The organism is Paracoccus sp. MA (assembly GCF_020990385.1).
Lineage (GTDB): Bacteria > Pseudomonadota > Alphaproteobacteria > Rhodobacterales > Rhodobacteraceae > Paracoccus.
Genome location: NZ_CP087599.1, coordinates 283,355 through 298,347, shown reverse-complemented (window position 1 = coordinate 298,347; position 14,993 = coordinate 283,355). Strand labels below are relative to the sequence as shown.

Here is a 14,993-nt window from a genome sequence, read left to right as displayed (position 1 = left end):
GCATGAGTGACAATCTGTTCGACCTTCTCGCCGCCGGCATCACCGACCCCGAGGCCGTGGCCATCGAGACGCAGGCCGGCGAACGCATCCGCTACGGCGACCTGATCGCCCGCAGCGGCCGCATGGCCAATGCGCTGGCGGCCCTCGGCGTCCAGCCCGGCGACCGGGTGGCGGTGCAGGTCGAGAAATCGGTGCAGGCGATCATCCTCTATCTCGCCACCCTGCGGGCGGGCGCGGTGTTCCTGCCGCTGAACACCGGCTACACCCCCGCCGAGATCGGCTATTTCCTCGGCGATGCCGAGCCGCGGGTCTTTGTCTGCGACCCTGCCCGGCAAGAGGCGCTGCGCGAGCCCACCGAGGCCGCCGGTGCCCGCATGGTCACGCTGGATGCCGAGGGGCGGGGCAGCCTGACCGACGCCGCCGATGCCGCCCCCGAAACCTTCGCCACCGTGGCGCGGGACAGCGGCGACCTGGCCGCGCTGCTTTACACCTCGGGCACCACCGGCCGGTCCAAGGGCGCGATGCTGACCCATGGCAACCTGGTCTCGAATGCCCAGGTGCTGCGCGAGGCCTGGCGCTTTACCGCGCAGGACGTGCTGATCCATGCCCTGCCGATCTTTCACACCCATGGCCTGTTCGTCGCCACCAACGTGGTGCTGTTCTCGGGCGCCTCGATGATCTTCCTGCCGAAATTCGACGTCGACCGGATCTTCGAGGCGATGGCGCGGGCGACCGTGCTGATGGGCGTGCCGACCTTCTATGTCCGCCTGCTTCAGGACGACATGCTGAATGCCGAGACCACCGCGAACATGCGGCTGTTCGTCTCGGGCTCGGCGCCGCTGCTGGCCGAGACGCATCGCGAATGGCAGGCCCGCACCGGCCACGCCATCCTGGAACGCTATGGCATGACCGAGACGAACATGAACGCCTCGAACCCCTATGACGGCGAGCGCATCGCCGGCACCGTCGGCCTGCCGCTGCCGGGCACCGAGATCGTCGTCACCGACCCGGAAACCGGCGCCGAACTGCCGCGGGGCGAGATCGGCATGATCGAGGTGCGCGGCCCGAACGTCTTCAAGGGCTACTGGCGCATGCCGGAAAAGACCGCCGCCGAACTGCGCGCGAACGGCTTCTTCATCACCGGCGACCTGGGGAAATTCGACGAGCGCGGCTATCTGCACATCGTCGGCCGCGGCAAGGACCTGATCATCACCGGCGGCTACAACGTCTATCCCAAGGAGATCGAGACCGAGATCGACGCGCTGCCCGGCGTGGTCGAATCCGCCGTGATCGGCCTGCCGCATCGCGATTTCGGCGAAGGGGTGACGGCGGTGGTGGTCCCGACCGGCAGCCCCGCCCTGACCGAGGCCGAGGTGCTGGCCCCGCTGGAGGGGCGGCTGGCCAAGTTCAAGCAGCCCAAGCGGGTGCTATTCGTGGACGAACTGCCGCGCAACACCATGGGCAAGGTGCAGAAGAACCTGCTGCGCGACCGCTTCGCCGGGCTTTACGACTAGCAGGCCGCTGAAGAGCCCGGCCTCGCCGCGTCCTGCGGCACAGGATTCGGACTGGCCGGGGTGATCCGGGAAAGGAGCGGGATCGGGGCATTGGCGTGGGGACGAGCAAGGTCAATGCCTGGCTGCGGTTCGAGGCATCCTCCTCGATCAGGACGCGGACGGGCTTGCCGCCCGAAGGCTGCGGGGTTGAATGCGGGGACAAGAGTGACGCCGTCATGGCGCATCAGGCGCTGCCTGAAAAGCCCGCCTGCATGATCTGGCTTCGTCGGCATCACTCCGGTGTCGCCGAGGCGGGGCATCCTGCAAGGGACATCGATGGGGGGCGGGTCCCTGCCAGTCACGCTGAACCTGGTGCTGAACGGGGCGGGCGATGCCGGGCGACGTCACCGCTCGCGCCAGCCGCACGCTGGCCCGTTGCCTGTCGCATGGCACCACGGCGATCCGCAGCCATGTGAATGTCGACAAGGATGCCGGATTTGCCGGGATCGAGGCGCTGGCGCAGCTGCGCGGCGACTGGGCGGATCGCGTGCGCCTGCAGCTGGTCGGCTTCATGACCCCGCATCCCGGGCAGGATCTGGACTGGCTGCGCGCCAATATCGACCGCGCCGCCGGGCTCTCGGACGCCATGGGCCGCACCCCCGCCGTGGCCGAGGACCCCGACCGTTATCGGGACATCCTCTTCGACGCCGCCGCCCGGCACGGCCTGCCGGTGGACCTGCATCTGGACGAGCATCTGGACGCCTCGCGCCGGCAGTTCGAGCCCTGCCTGCAATGACGGCATGGCGCCCGGGACCCGCAAGGCTCCGGGCGCCGCCCCGGAAAGATCCCCATCCTGCCCCGCGCGCCGCGGCCACGCGGGCGCTTGATCATGGGGACGATGCCGCAGAAGCATCGTGGACACCGGGAGCAAAGCCAGGGTCGATGAGATCATCCTGGTTGACGGGCTGCGGCCCCGGAGCAGCTGGAGGACCAGACCGATTTCGAGACAAGTTTTCGCCCAGACCCCGCGAATGAATCCGACGCGTTCCGATCAAGGGCATGGTCTGCGGTGTCCGGGTGGCGAAAGGGAAGCGAAGGAGAAGATCCTGCGGAAAGGGCGAGCCGCCCCTGGCATAATGGGGGCTTGCGGGCTGGTGTAGCGCCTCACGAAACCTGTCGTGATGATCCGGCGCTTATCGCCCATCGCATGGCAGCCTGCAGACCTGCTCCAGCCCGTGGGTCTGGCGGTTGCGGATGGTGATGCTGCCGCCGTGGCGCTCGATGATCTCGCGCGCGATGGCGAGGCCGAGTCCGGCGCCCGGGAAGGACTTGCGCCGGGCCTGATCGACGCGGAAGAACGGCTCGAAGATCTGCGCCAGCAGTTCGGGCGGCACGCCGGGGCCGTCGTCCTCGATCCGGATCACCGCATTGCCGCCCTCGCGCGCCAGCGCCACGCGCGCCCCGCCGCCATGGGTCGCGGCATTGGCGATCAGGTTGCGCAGCGCGCGCTTCAACGCGATGGGGCCGGCATGGACGGTCAGCGGCGGCAGCGCGCCCAGCTCGACCTTCTGGTCCAGCACCTGCAATTCCAGGGCGATCTGGCGCAGCAGCCGGTCCAGCCGGACCGGTTCGCCCCCGTCCAGCCCGACCTCCTCGCGCACCAGGCGGATGGCGCTGTCGGCGATCATGTCCAGCTCCTCGAGATCCGAGAGCCATTTCGCCCGCTCGGCATCGTCCTCGATGAACTCGGCCCGCAGCCGCATGCGGGTCATCGGCGTGCGCAGGTCGTGCCCCGCCGCCGCCACCAGCCGCATCCGGCTTTCCATCGCCTGCCGCAACTGCGCCGAGAGCCGGTTCAGCGCCCGCGCCGCCGTCCGCACCTCGCCCGAGCCGGTTTCGGGGATTCGCTCCAGCACGCCGTCCGGGCCGACGCGATCCACCGCATCCTCGAGCAGTTGCAGCGGCCGCGTCAGCCGGCGCGCGGCGTGGATCGAAATGGCGGCGCTGCCCAGCACGATCAGGGTCAGCCAGATCACCAGCACCTTCCAGCGGCCGGGCGGCGGCGACAGGTCCGGTATCTCGGTGATGAACCAGCGCCCGTCGCCGATGCGGATCGAGGCGGTAAAGGATTCCTGGCCCGGCAGTTTGGTGACCCGCGCATCGAGCGGCTGGCCGGTATGGCGCAGGGCGGCGCCGAGAAAGCGCGACATCCGCTCGTCCGGCTCGCCGCCCGCGGGGGCGGGCTGCAAGGCGCGCGGCCGGTCCTGGGGCCGGCCATGGCCCAGCAATGCCAGGGTCGCATGGATCTGCCGCGCCACCGGCTCCATCGTGGCCTGCGGCAAGGGGGGGCGCATCACGCTGGTCGCGGTATAGGTCGCCAGCACCACGACGGTGACAATGGCCGCGATCAGCAGGGCGGCGATGCGGGTCTGGAGCGAGCTCATCCCCGCGTCGCCCCCACGCTGACCGGCACGGACAGCTGATAGCCGCCGTTGCGCACCGTGCGGAAGATCGGCGCCGGCTCCTTTTCGGCCAGTTTGCGGCGCAGCCGGCTCATCAGCACGTCGATGGAACGGTCCAGCGGATCGCGGTCGCGGCCCTGGGTCAGGTCCAGAAGCTGGTCGCGCGACAAGAGCCGGCCCGGGCGCTCCAGGAACACGCGCAGCAGGTCGAACTCGGCGCCGGTAAGCTCGATCTCGCTGCCGTCCGCGGCCCGCACCCGGCGCTGGCCGGGATCGAGCTCGAAACCGGCAAAGCCGTAGGTCCGGGTCTCGGGGGCGGCGGGCTCGTCCTGACCCCCGGTGCGGCGCAGCACGGCCTTGATGCGGGCGACCAGTTCGCGCGGGTTGAAGGGCTTGCCCAGATAGTCGTCGGCGCCGAGTTCCAGCCCGATGATGCGGTCCACGTCCTCTTTCAGCGCGGTCAGCAGGATGATGCGCAGCTCCGGCCGGTGCTCGTGCAGGCTGCGGCAGATATCGAGGCCGGAGCCGTCGGGCAGCATCACGTCCAGGACGATCAGGTCCGGGGCGCCGTCCGTCACCCGCGCCTCGCATTCGCGGCGGTCGGCGGCGACAGAGACGCGGAAACCCTGCCCTTCCAGATAGCGGCGCAGCAGGTTGCGGATTTCGGGATCGTCGTCGACGATCAGGATATGGTTCATCGTCATCACCTTGAGATGCGTCCGTTCTAGCGGATTTCGGCGCGCCTCGCTCAGGCAAATTTGTGACGAAACATTGCTGGATCGCCCTTTGGAAACACTCGTTTGCAAAACTTGGCCGCCCGGAAAGAATTCGTCACCGGCAAGACCTAAGCCGGACAAGCGGCCCCTGTAGCGTCATCGGCATCGCAACCGATGAAAGGTCCCTCCGATGAAGAACATCCCGATGAAAGCTCTGGCGATGGCCGCCCTGCTGGGCGCAGCCGGCATCCCCCTTGCCGCGACGGCGCAGAACGCCGGCGAGGCATCCCCCGCCCCGGCGGAGGAACCGGCGCGTCCCCAGCCTGGTCCTGCCGGGGCCCCTCATGGTCGAGACGACGTCTTCCGTCCCCATATCGGCCGGCCCGGCCCGGCGGGCATGACGCCGGCTCTCGGCCTTGCCGCGCATCTTGCCGCGACCGAGACCTATCTGGGCATCACCGGAGAGCAGCAGGATGCCTGGCGCGATTACAGCCAGGCGTTGATCGTCTTCCTCGAACCGCCGGCTCCCGACGCCCGTGCCGAGGGCGGCGAGCCCCCGGCCGATCAGGCCCGGCCGCTGGCCGCCGAGCGCATGGCGCAACATGCGCTGGCCCGCGCCGAGAAGGCCCGCGCGCTGCTCGCGGCAGCGACCGCGCTGCGCGGGTCGCTGGAGCCGGCACAGCTGGAGAGGCTGCAGCAGGTCGATCCGGGCTTTGGTCCCGGCCCGCACGGCCCGCGCCATGAAGGCCCGGGGCGGCAGCAGCCCGGTCCCCGGCATCACCCCGCGCCGGCGCGCTGAACCGGCCTGCGTCGGGCAAGGGCGCCCGACGCGCCTTTCTTCCAGACCGCAGAACAGCAAGGACAGATGCAATGCGTCGCTTTTTCATGTTGACCGCGATCGCGGTGACGGCCCTGGGCAGCGGCCAGATGGCCATGGCCGAAACCCGCCCGGACGGCCCGCCGCCGGAATGCCGGCAGAACGATCGCAAATGCCCCGCGCCTCCGTCCAAGGACGCCCCGCGCAAGGCCAAGCGCAGCGAGCACAAGCCCCGCCCGGCCGAGGCACCGCCGCGCAACGCGAAAGGCAAGCACGCCCCCGAGGGGCGCAAAGCCCTGCGCGTAGGCGACAGCATCCGTGACGGTCGTCCCTTCCAGCGCGCGGCCAACAGCCGTTTCGCTGCGCCGCCGCGCGGTCAGGAATATCGTGTCGTCCATGATCAGGTCGTGCTGGTGGACCAGAAGACCAAACGGATCGTGCAGATCCTTGGCCCGGCCAACCGGTAACGCCGAAAGGAATTTCCCATGAGAAAGATCATCATTCTGGCAGGCTTGGCGCTGCTTCACATCAGCACGACGCCGGCACTTGCGGACCCTTCCGCGCGTTGCGCGCAGGGGGACCGGAATTGCGCGGTCAAAACCGAGCCGGGCAAAAAAGCCGAGCTCGGGGCCAAAAGCCGGGAGGCGCAAAAGCATTCCGCCTCGGATGCGAAACAGCAAAGCAGGGGGCCGAAAATTGGCGACGTCGCGCGCAGCGGCCGCTCTCTGAACTCTTCCGAGGGCCGCAGGCTGGCAAAACCGACGGCCGGCCGCGCTTATCGCGTGATGGATGAGCGCGTGGTTCTGGTCGATTCCAACACCATGAAAGTCGTGCAGGTTCTGGGACTGGTTTCGGACATTCTTCGCTGATCATTCCACGGGTCAGGCAAGAGGCGGCGATCGGGCAATCCGGTCGCCGCCTTTTTTGCGAAACCCGCAACTTCACAGCCCGGAGTAACGCGCCGGCACGGTCGAGAGCACTTGCCCGGAGGCATCCACCAGCAGGAAGGCGCCGGGTTGCAATTCCCAGCGTTGGCCCTCCTCGGGTTTCGGCAATGCGTGGTTGTGATAATCGACCACCACGCCGCGGCCGCTGCGTGCCGCAGGCTCGACGGCTGCGGGGGCAGTGCTGCCGGGATAGCGGTAGATATGCCCCGTCGGTTCATCCTTTTCCGAACAGGCGGCCAGCGTGGCCACCAGGGCAAGCAGGGGAATGACTTTCACGATATTGTCCTTTTTGCATAGTCTCGGGAAACACCCCCCTTTCATCCTTTTTGGAGTGCTTTGACGGGCCGAGTTTTGCTGCGTTGACGGCCGGGAGGTAGCCGAGGATCAGGAACGGTGCCGGTTTTTCCGCATTGTTCCGACATAGCCGCTGGGCGTTTCCATCGTTGGTCTCGTCTGTGTCGAGAGGTTTCCGCCAGGGCCGAATTTGTAACAGACTGTTTCCCGACGCCTCTCGGAAAACAATTCCGGTTGCATGTTACCGATCGTTTCATTGATCCGGTCCGCGGACGGCGACGATGGGCTGGGGGATGCGACAAGCACGCAGCCTTCCGCATCACTTATGCCAGCAAGCTAAAACCGCGCGTTCCACGGACACTGGCACAGAGGATTTCAGCACGAGCGATGCGGGCGCGCCTGAAGCGGCCGGCCCGGCGGCACGATCTTTGTCCTGCAGGCCGTGATACGGCATCAAATGGCGAGGAACAGCGGGCATACTGCCCGGGGAATGGTCTGGAAGCGGGGCGACATGGGTCAGAACGAAGCGGGATTGGCAGCTGGTGATCGCAACCCCGTGCCGCATTTGCGCATCGACGCCTATGATGCCAGCGCCAAGCCCTTGCGCATGGCGCAGCGGCAGTTGCTGCACGAGTTGACGGTGGGGGTGCTGTGGCCGCATCGTCCCCGCGACCTGGATCTGTTCCTGTCGCTGGGGCAGGGCTACCTGGCGGTCGACGAGATCGGGCGTCCCCTTGGATCGGCCATGTATTTCCCGACGGGCGACGATTTCGCCATGCTGGGGATGATGGTCACGGTGCCGCGGTTGCAGGCGCGGGGGGCGGGCAAGTGGCTGCTGCAGCGGGTGATGGCCGATTGCGCGGGCCGGGATCTGCGGCTCAGCGCGACGCATTCGGGGTATCGCCTTTATGCGGCGGCGGGGTTCCGGCCGGTGGGCATCATCCGCCAGCAGCAGGGCATGGCGCGGGATATCGGGCCGTTTGACGCACCCGGCATCCTGGTCCGCGATCTGCGGGCAGAGGATGATGCGGGCCTTCGGGCCCTGGATGCAAACGCCTATGGCGCAAAGCGAACGCGGGTTCTGGACGCGCTGCTGCCCCTGTCGACCGGCACGGTCGCGTTGCGCGACGGTGCCGTCTGCGGCTTTGCGCTGCAGCGCGATTTCGGCAAGGGCACGGTGATCGGTCCCGTCGTGGCCGAGGGGGACGCCATGGCACAGGCCCTGATCGCCCCGCTGATCCGGGCGAATGCCGGCCGTTTCACGCGCCTCGACACGCCGGTGGACAGCGACGGCTTCCTGTCCTTCCTGACCGATGCCGGGCTGGTGGCCTTCGACACGGTTACGGAAATGTGCATCGGCCCCCACCGCCGCGCTGCGGAAGGGGCGGTGACCTACGGGCTGGCATCGCATTCGCTGGGATAGCGTTTCCGTCCCCGCGCGATCAGGACAGCCGGTCCTTCAGCCCGAACCACAGCCCCACCAGCGGCAGGAACCAGGGCTTGCCGCTATGCGCCGGGATCGCGGGCCAGGCGAGGCCCTCCAGCGGGTTCGTGCCGCGCCGGCCCAGGGCGATGTCCGCCAGGACCTGCCCGACCAGCGTGGACATCTGCGCGCCATGGCCGGAATAGCCCATGCCATAGATCATGCCGTCCACCTCTCCGGCGCGGGGGAAGCGGTCCTTGGTCATGTCCACCAGCCCGCCCCAGCAATAATCGATGGGAATATCCGCCAGATGCGGAAAGATCGCGGCCATGGACCGGCGCAGGATCGTCCCCGATTTCGCGTCAGAGGTCTGGTCCGACCGGGCCGAGAACCGTGCCCGTCCGCCGAAAATCAGCCGCCGGTCGGGCGACAGGCGGAAATAGTTGCCGATGTTCATCGAGGTCACGCAGGTCCGGTCGCCGGGCAGGGTGGCGGCGACCTCGGCATCCGACAGGGGCCGCGTGGCGATGATGAACGACCCGACCGAGATGATGCGCCGCCGGAAATGCCGCAAGGGCGCCGTCGTGCCATAGGCGCCGGTCGCCGCGATCACCCGGCCCGCGGCCAGGCTGCCGTGCGGGGTCTGCAGCTGCCAGCCATCGGCCAGCTTTGTCCTTCCGGTTACGGGCGTGCCTTGCCAGATCCGCGCGCCGTGGCGATGCGCCGCCGCGGCAAGCCCCTGGGCATAGCGGCCCATGTGGATCATCGCGGATTTCTCGTACAGCATCCCGCCGTGGAAGCTGTCGGACCCGACCTCGCTTCGCACCTGGTCGCGGTCCAGCCAGCGGGTGTCGGGATCGACCTCGGCATGGATCAGGTCGAAATTCGCGCGCAGCCCCGCGACATGGCTGGGCTTGGAGGCCAGCTTCAGCTTGCCCGAGCGGCGGAAATCGCAGGCGATGCCTTCCTCGGCCACGATCTGCTCGATCATGTCGATGGACCGGTCATAGGCGCGATATAGGGCATGGGCGCGCTCTGCCCCCAGATGCGCCTTGGCATCGGCATAGCCATGGGCGATGCCGTTGTTCAGATGCCCGCCATTGCGGCCCGACGCGCCCCAGCCGACATGTTCGGCCTCCAGCAGCGCCACGCGCACCCCGGCTTTCGCCAGGCTGCGGGCGGCGTTCAGCCCGGTGAAGCCGCCGCCGATCACGGCCACGTCGAAGCGTCCCTCGACCGGGCCGGCCTCGGCGCCCGCAAAGGGGGGCACGCCATCATGCCAATAGGATGCGTATTTCGTCACAGCCCCACCACCTCGGCCAGCCCCGAGATGTCCCGGACCTCGGTATAGCCGTAATGGGGATTGGCCGGCTCATGGCCGCGATTGACCCAGACCTTGTTGCGGATCCCCAGGTCATGCGCGGTCATCAGGTCATAGCGGAACGACGACGACACATGCAGCACGTCCTCGGGGCCGCAGCCAAGCTGGTCGAACATGTATTCGAAGGCCCGCATCTGCGGCTTGTAGGCGCCCGCGCTTTCGGCGGTGAAGACATGGTCGATGGGCGCGCCCAGCTTGGCGATGTTATGCGGGATCTGGTCGTTCATCGAATTGGTCAGCGCGACCAGCGGGATCTTCCCGGCAATGCGCCTAAGCCCCGCGGGCACGTCGAGGTTCGGCCCCCAGCTCGGCACGCGGGCATAGATGTCCTCGGCCACCGCGGGATCGAAGGCGATGCCGTTGCGCTTGCAGGTGCGTTCCAGCGCGTTGTGGACGACCTCGGCATAGGGTTTCCAGGCGCCCAGCACCTCGTCCAGGCGGTAGGCCGCGAAATTGGCGATGAATTTCTCCATCTGCGGGCCGCTGAGCTGCGCGCCGTAATGGTCGCGCGCGGCGCCCGCCATGTCGAAGAAGATCATCGTGCCGTGGCAGTCGAAGGTAATGAATTTCGGGCGCAGCGCCATGGGGGCCTCCTGTTGGTCCGTCTGATCCATCATTGGCGCGGTCTTGCGACAGCGCATGCGGCAGTCGGGCGCCTGACGGCAGGAGATTGCGAAATTCCGGCAATGGACGGCAGGCCCTGCCGCCCAGGACCCGACAACGGTGCCTGACCCTGCGCGGATCGGGCCAGGCTGGCGGCGTAACGGAAAGGAACCCCATGACCCTGCTGACCCTCATCGACACCGCCCCGGCCTTTGCCCCGCGCGAGGACGTGGCCGCCCCGGAGAAACTGATCGAGGGCGCCCCCGCCTTCAAGACCTGGGCCCTGGACGAGGTGCCCCTGGGCAACTGGTCGAAGATCCGCACCGGCATCTGGGAAGCGACGCCCGGCACCACCCGTTCCGTCAAGGGCGAGGCGCTGGAATTCTGCCATATCCTCTCCGGGGTGGTCGATCTGACCGAGGAAGGCGGCGAGACGCGCCGCTTCACCGCAGGCGACAGCTTCCTGATGAAGCCCGGCTTCAAGGGTACCTGGAAAACCATCGAAACCGTGCGCAAGATCTATGTCTTCGCCGACTGATCTTCTGGCCCGGCTGGTCGGGTTTCCCAGCGTCGTGGGCGGCCCGAACGGCGACATCATCGGCTTCGCGGCGGATTACCTGCGCGGGCACGGGATCGAGCCGGCGCTGGTCCCCGGACCCGAGGGCGACCGCTGGAACCTGTTCGCCAGCATCGGCGATGCCTCGCGCCCCGGCTATGTCCTGTCGGGCCATCTCGACGTGGTTCCGGCGGGCGAGCCGGATTGGCGGGCCGATCCCTTCGTCTTGCGCCGCGACGGCGACCGGCTGATCGGGCGCGGAGCCTGCGACATGAAGGGCTTTGTCGCCGCCGCCCTGGCGATGGTGCCCGAACTGGTCGCGATGCCGCTGTCCGCGCCGGTCCATATCGCGCTTTCCTATGACGAGGAGGCGGGCTGCCGGGGCGTGCCGCATCTGCTGGCGGCCCTGCCCGGGCTTTGCGCGCCGCCGCTGGGGGCGATCATCGGCGAGCCGTCCGGCCTGGTGCCGGTGCTGGCGCACAAGGGCAAGGCGGCGCTGCGGCTGGTGGCGACGGGGGTGGCGGGGCATTCCTCGCGCCCCGATCTGGGCGCCAACGCGATCCACGCGCTGCTGCCGGCGCTGAACGCAGCCGCGGCGCAGGCCGTGGCGCTGCAATCCGGGCCGCAGGACCCGCGCTTCGCGCCGCCCTGGTCCAGCCTGCAGATCGGCACCGTCGCGGGCGGGCAGGCCGTCAATATCATCCCCGACCGCGCCGAGGCGCAGATCGAGGCCCGCGCGATCCACGGCGTCGATCCCCGGGCGGTCCTGGAGCCGGTGGTGGCGGCGGCAGGGGGGCTGGCCGTGGACTGGCTGTCCTCCTATCCGGCGCTTGCGCTTGACGGCGATCACCCGCTGGCGCGGCTGTTGGCCGAGCTGACGGGCGCAACGCCCCTGGGCGCGGTCAGCTATGGCACCGAGGCCGGGCTTTACCAGCAGGCCGGGATCCCCGCGATCATCTGCGGCCCCGGCGACATCGCCCGCGCGCACCGCCCCGAGGAATACCTGACGATGGCCGAATTGCAGGACGTCTGCGCCCTGATCCGTCGCCTGGGGCGGCGGCTCTGCCCATGACAGCATTTTCTGCGGCGGCCGTTCTGCGATCCGCAGGACATGCCGCGCGCCCTTGCCAGATCGGCAATCCTGCGGGCGCGCTCGTGGCAGGATGGTGCCAAGAAGGACAAACCGCATGACCACGACCACTGCTCTTACTGCCTTTACCCCCGCCCATCTGCCGCAGGCGCTGCGCTTGTCGCAGCAGGCGGGCTGGCCCCACCGGGCCGAGGACTGGGCGCTGACCCTGTCCGTATCCCGGGGCGTCGTGGCGCTGGACGAAGGCCGCGTGGTCGGCACCGCGCTGTGTTCGCCCTTCGGCGCGGTCGCCACGCTGAACATGATCATCGTCGATGCGGCGATGCGCGGGCGGGGCCTGGGCCGCGCGCTGATGGAGGCGATCATCGCCCTGGCCGGCGACCGCGAAATGCGCCTGATCGCCACCGCGGACGGGCTGCCGCTTTACGAAAAACTCGGCTTCCGGGCCAGCGGCCAGATCGTTCAGCATCAGGGCCTTGCTGTCGCAACCGCGCCGGAACGGCCCGTCGCCACCGGCAATCCCGCCGATATCGACCGGCTCGCCGATGCCGACCGCGCCGCCAGCGGCATGGACCGCGCATCCCTGTTGTGCGACATCGCCGCCGCCGGCGAGGTCCTGACCTGCGATGCCGGCTTTGCCCTGCTGCGCGATTTCGGGCGCGGCCGCGTGGTCGGGCCGATTGTCGCCCCCGACACCGCCACTGCCCGCGCATTGCTGGCCGAGGCCGCGCGCCGCTGCGAAGGCAGCTTCCTGCGTGTCGATCTGCGCGCGGAACAGGGTCTTGACGGCTTCGCGGCGACGCTGGGCCTTGCCCATGCCGGCGGTGGCACCGCCATGACCCGCAACCCGCGCACCCCCGCACCCACGACCCAGGCCCTGATCTCGCAAGCCCTGGGCTGAACCCGGAGACCCCCATGCTGAGCAATTCCCTGGCCGAGCTTGACCGCCGGCACCTGATCCACCCGGTTTCGTCCTTTCGCGGGCATGAACAGCGCGGCGTGCGCATCCTGACCGGCGGGCAGGGCGCGACCGTCACCGACAGCGAGGGGCGCACCCTGATCGACGGCTTCGCGGGCCTGTGGTGCGTGAACGCGGGCTATGGCCACGAAAGCATCGTCGAGGCCGCCGCCGAGCAGATGCGCAAGCTGCCCTATGCCACCGGCTATTTCGACCTGGGCGCCGAGGCGCCGATCCGCCTGGCCGCCGCCCTGGCCGAACGCGCCCCGGGCGATCTGAACCACGTCTATTTCACGCTGGGCGGATCGGACGCGGTGGACAGCACCATCCGCTTCATCCGCTATTACTGGCACGCCAAGGGCCAGCCGGGCCGCGACCAGTTCATCTCGGTCGCCAACGGCTATCACGGGTCCACGACCATGGGCGCGGGGCTGACGGCGCTGCCGGGCTTTCACGACGGCTTCGGGGTGCCCTATGACTGGCAGCACAAGATTTCGTCGCATGACCTGTATCGCAACCCGGCGGGCCGCGATCCGCAGGCCGTGACCGAGGCCTCGGTCGCGGAACTGCGGGCGAAGATCGAGTCGCTCGGTCCCGACCGCGTCGCCGCCTTCTATGTCGAGCCGATCCAGGGCTCGGGCGGGGTGCTGGTGCCGCCCAAGGGCTGGATCAGGGCAATGCGCGATCTGTGCGCGGAATACGGCGTGCTGTTCGTCGCCGACGAGGTGATCACCGGCTTTGGCCGCACCGGCCCGCTGTTCGCCTGCGAGGACGAGGGCATCGTTCCCGACCTGATGACCACGGCCAAGGGGCTGACTTCGGGCTATGTGCCGATGGGCGCGGTCTTCATGCGCGACCATGTCTATGAGACCATCGCCGACGGCGCGGGGGCCAAGGCCGTGGGCCATGGCTTCACCTATTCCGCGCATCCGGTCAGCGCCGCCGTGGCGCTGGAGGTGCTGGCGCTCTACGAAGGCGGGTTGCTGGAAAACGGCCGCCGCGCAGGCGCGCGGTTGCAGGCCGGGCTGGAAAGCCTGCGCGATCATCCGCTGGTGGGCGATGTGCGGGGCAGGGGGATGCTGGCGGCGGTCGAGCTGGTCGTGGACAAGGAGGCCAGGACCCCTCTGCCGCCCGAGGTCCAGCCCGCCACGCGGCTGTTCGACCGGGCCTGGGAACAGGGGCTGATCGTGCGGTCCTTTGCGCAGGGCATCTTCGGCTATGCGCCGCCCCTGTGCTGCACCGAGGACCAGATCGACCAGATCGTCGCCCGCACCCGCAAGGTGCTGGATCTGACGCTGGAAGACCCGGAAATCCGCGCGGTCCTGCGCTGATGGCGCTGCTGCTGCACTCCACCCCCGAACGCGGCGCCGTCTGGGGGCGCATCTTCGCCGAGGCGGGCGAGGGCTTCATCGCCGACGAGGCCAGCGTGACCGATCCCGCGCAGGTCACGCATCTGGCCTGCTGGACGCCGCCCGCCGATCTGTCGCGCTATCCGAACCTGCGCACGGTGATCTGCGTCGGGGCGGGCACCGACCATTTCCCGGCCTTGCCGGAGGGCGTGGCGCTGTCGCGCACCATCGCGCCGGGGATCGAGGCGATGGTGCGCGACTGGGTGGTCATGGCCACGCTGGCGCTGCACCGGGATCTGCCGTTCTATCTGGATCATGCCGCGCGCGGCGAATGGCAGCCCCGCCCGGCGCGGCTGGCGCGCACGCGGCGCGTGGGCATCATGGGCATGGGCCGGATCGGGCGCCTGGCCGCCGCAAGCCTGCAAGCCCTGGGCTTTGCCGTTTCGGGATACAGCCGCTCGGGCAGGCCGGTCGAGGGGATCGAGATCTTCGGCGCGAATCGGCTGGACGCCTTTCTGGCCGGGGCCGATATCCTGGTCTGCCTGCTGCCGCTGACGGACGAAACCCGCGGCCTGATGGGCAGCGGCTTCTTCGACCGGCTACCGCAGGGCGCGGGACTGGTCCATGCCGGGCGCGGCGCGCAGCTGGACATGGCGGCGCTGCGCCGGGCGCTGGACGGCGGCCGGCTTTCTGCCGCCATGCTGGACGTGACCGACACCGAACCCTTGCCCGCCGATCACTGGGCCTGGCGCGATCCGCGCGTGCTGATCACCCCGCATATCGCCGCCCATACCGATGCCGAGGAAGGCGCGCGCCACGCCCTGGCCGTCATCCGCGCCGACCGCGACGGACAGCCGGTGCCGGGGCTGGTGGACCGCAGCCGGGGATACTAGGGCGCTCGCGA

At 69.0% G+C, this 14,993-nt stretch carries 15 protein-coding genes and 1 pseudogene; 11 read left to right on the top strand and 5 right to left on the bottom strand.

Features of this window, described 5'->3' with window-relative positions:
* The first annotated feature begins 2 nt into the window (after positions 1–2).
* Positions 3–1,514 (top strand): malonyl-CoA synthase, encoded by a 1,512-nt coding sequence (locus LOS78_RS20375; protein WP_230378957.1) that lies wholly within the window; start codon positions 3–5, stop codon positions 1,512–1,514.
* Between the two features lie 364 nt (positions 1,515–1,878).
* Positions 1,879–2,274: pseudogene (locus LOS78_RS20370) on the top strand (deaminase); the annotation flags it as partial.
* Positions 2,275–2,686: 412 nt separating this feature from the next.
* Here the strand turns inward: LOS78_RS20370 and LOS78_RS20365 are convergent.
* Together LOS78_RS20365 and LOS78_RS20360 are read right to left on the bottom strand one after the other, a co-directional pair.
* Positions 2,687–3,937, bottom strand: a complete 1,251-nt coding sequence (locus LOS78_RS20365; RefSeq protein ID WP_028712708.1) for an ATP-binding protein — start codon at positions 3,935–3,937, stop codon at positions 2,687–2,689.
* Positions 3,934–4,653 (bottom strand): response regulator, encoded by a 720-nt coding sequence (locus tag LOS78_RS20360; protein ID WP_305802576.1) that lies wholly within the window; start codon positions 4,651–4,653, stop codon positions 3,934–3,936. Before LOS78_RS20360 ends, LOS78_RS20365 begins: the two co-directional genes overlap by 4 nt.
* 208 nt (positions 4,654–4,861) lie before the next feature.
* Between LOS78_RS20360 and LOS78_RS20355 the strand changes: the two genes are divergently transcribed.
* From LOS78_RS20355 to LOS78_RS20345, 3 genes are all read left to right on the top strand, one after another.
* Complete coding sequence (locus tag LOS78_RS20355) at positions 4,862–5,470, top strand: Spy/CpxP family protein refolding chaperone (RefSeq protein WP_230378955.1); 609 nt, start codon at positions 4,862–4,864, stop codon at positions 5,468–5,470.
* Between the two features lie 128 nt (positions 5,471–5,598).
* Positions 5,599–5,955 carry a DUF1236 domain-containing protein gene (locus tag LOS78_RS20350; RefSeq protein WP_230378954.1) on the top strand — a complete coding sequence of 119 codons (357 nt, stop codon included), beginning with the start codon at positions 5,599–5,601 and terminating at the stop codon, positions 5,953–5,955.
* A gap of 18 nt (positions 5,956–5,973) precedes the next feature.
* Entirely contained in the window at positions 5,974–6,357 is a 384-nt protein-coding gene (locus tag LOS78_RS20345) for a hypothetical protein (protein WP_230378953.1), read from the top strand.
* 72 nt (positions 6,358–6,429) lie between these two features.
* Here the strand turns inward: LOS78_RS20345 and LOS78_RS20340 are convergent, their stop codons facing one another.
* Positions 6,430–6,711, bottom strand: a complete 282-nt coding sequence (locus LOS78_RS20340) for an RcnB family protein (protein WP_230378952.1) — start codon at positions 6,709–6,711, stop codon at positions 6,430–6,432.
* A gap of 529 nt (positions 6,712–7,240) precedes the next feature.
* On the opposite strand from LOS78_RS20340, the gene LOS78_RS20335 reads away from it, so the two are divergent.
* Positions 7,241–8,152 carry a GNAT family N-acetyltransferase gene (locus LOS78_RS20335; protein ID WP_230378951.1) on the top strand — a complete coding sequence of 304 codons (912 nt, stop codon included), beginning with the start codon at positions 7,241–7,243 and terminating at the stop codon, positions 8,150–8,152.
* A 19-nt stretch (positions 8,153–8,171) separates the two neighbouring features.
* Here LOS78_RS20335 and LOS78_RS20330 read toward each other — a convergent pair whose 3' ends face one another.
* On the bottom strand, positions 8,172–9,455 hold the full coding sequence (locus tag LOS78_RS20330; protein WP_230378950.1) for an FAD-binding oxidoreductase: 1,284 nt from the start codon (positions 9,453–9,455) through the stop codon (positions 8,172–8,174).
* Positions 9,452–10,117 (bottom strand): haloacid dehalogenase type II, encoded by a 666-nt coding sequence (locus LOS78_RS20325; protein ID WP_230378949.1) that lies wholly within the window; start codon positions 10,115–10,117, stop codon positions 9,452–9,454. Before LOS78_RS20325 ends, LOS78_RS20330 begins: the two co-directional genes overlap by 4 nt.
* A gap of 194 nt (positions 10,118–10,311) precedes the next feature.
* Here LOS78_RS20325 and LOS78_RS20320 point away from each other — a divergent pair, with 194 nt between their 5' ends.
* From LOS78_RS20320 to LOS78_RS20300, 5 genes are all read left to right on the top strand, one after another.
* Positions 10,312–10,674 carry a cupin domain-containing protein gene (locus tag LOS78_RS20320; protein ID WP_230378948.1) on the top strand — a complete coding sequence of 121 codons (363 nt, stop codon included), beginning with the start codon at positions 10,312–10,314 and terminating at the stop codon, positions 10,672–10,674.
* The gene (argE, locus tag LOS78_RS20315; protein WP_230378947.1) at positions 10,658–11,764 is read left to right on the top strand and encodes an acetylornithine deacetylase; all 1,107 of its coding nucleotides are present in this window, start codon (positions 10,658–10,660) and stop codon (positions 11,762–11,764) included. The genes LOS78_RS20320 and argE overlap by 17 nt, the downstream gene beginning before the upstream one ends.
* 115 nt (positions 11,765–11,879) lie before the next feature.
* Complete coding sequence (locus LOS78_RS20310; RefSeq protein ID WP_230378946.1) at positions 11,880–12,683, top strand: GNAT family N-acetyltransferase; 804 nt, start codon at positions 11,880–11,882, stop codon at positions 12,681–12,683.
* 14 nt (positions 12,684–12,697) lie between these two features.
* Positions 12,698–14,071, top strand: coding sequence for an aspartate aminotransferase family protein (locus tag LOS78_RS20305; protein WP_028712719.1), 1,374 nt, complete (start codon positions 12,698–12,700; stop codon positions 14,069–14,071).
* Positions 14,071–14,982 (top strand): glyoxylate/hydroxypyruvate reductase A, encoded by a 912-nt coding sequence (locus LOS78_RS20300; protein WP_230378945.1) that lies wholly within the window; start codon positions 14,071–14,073, stop codon positions 14,980–14,982. Before LOS78_RS20305 ends, LOS78_RS20300 begins: the two co-directional genes overlap by 1 nt.
* Positions 14,983–14,993: the final 11 nt, after the last annotated feature.

Coding starts and splice junctions, on each gene's coding strand:
- LOS78_RS20375 (WP_230378957.1), top strand. CDS start 3: ATGAGTGACAATCTGTTCGACCTTCTCGCCGCCGGCATCACCGACCCC.
- LOS78_RS20365 (WP_028712708.1), bottom strand. CDS start 3,937: ATGAGCTCGCTCCAGACCCGCATCGCCGCCCTGCTGATCGCGGCCATT.
- LOS78_RS20360 (WP_305802576.1), bottom strand. CDS start 4,653: ATGAACCATATCCTGATCGTCGACGACGATCCCGAAATCCGCAACCTG.
- LOS78_RS20355 (WP_230378955.1), top strand. CDS start 4,862: ATGAAGAACATCCCGATGAAAGCTCTGGCGATGGCCGCCCTGCTGGGC.
- LOS78_RS20350 (WP_230378954.1), top strand. CDS start 5,599: ATGGCCATGGCCGAAACCCGCCCGGACGGCCCGCCGCCGGAATGCCGG.
- LOS78_RS20345 (WP_230378953.1), top strand. CDS start 5,974: ATGAGAAAGATCATCATTCTGGCAGGCTTGGCGCTGCTTCACATCAGC.
- LOS78_RS20335 (WP_230378951.1), top strand. CDS start 7,241: ATGGGTCAGAACGAAGCGGGATTGGCAGCTGGTGATCGCAACCCCGTG.
- LOS78_RS20325 (WP_230378949.1), bottom strand. CDS start 10,117: ATGGCGCTGCGCCCGAAATTCATTACCTTCGACTGCCACGGCACGATG.
- LOS78_RS20320 (WP_230378948.1), top strand. CDS start 10,312: ATGACCCTGCTGACCCTCATCGACACCGCCCCGGCCTTTGCCCCGCGC.
- argE (WP_230378947.1), top strand. CDS start 10,658: ATGTCTTCGCCGACTGATCTTCTGGCCCGGCTGGTCGGGTTTCCCAGC.
- LOS78_RS20310 (WP_230378946.1), top strand. CDS start 11,880: ATGACCACGACCACTGCTCTTACTGCCTTTACCCCCGCCCATCTGCCG.
- LOS78_RS20305 (WP_028712719.1), top strand. CDS start 12,698: ATGCTGAGCAATTCCCTGGCCGAGCTTGACCGCCGGCACCTGATCCAC.
- LOS78_RS20300 (WP_230378945.1), top strand. CDS start 14,071: ATGGCGCTGCTGCTGCACTCCACCCCCGAACGCGGCGCCGTCTGGGGG.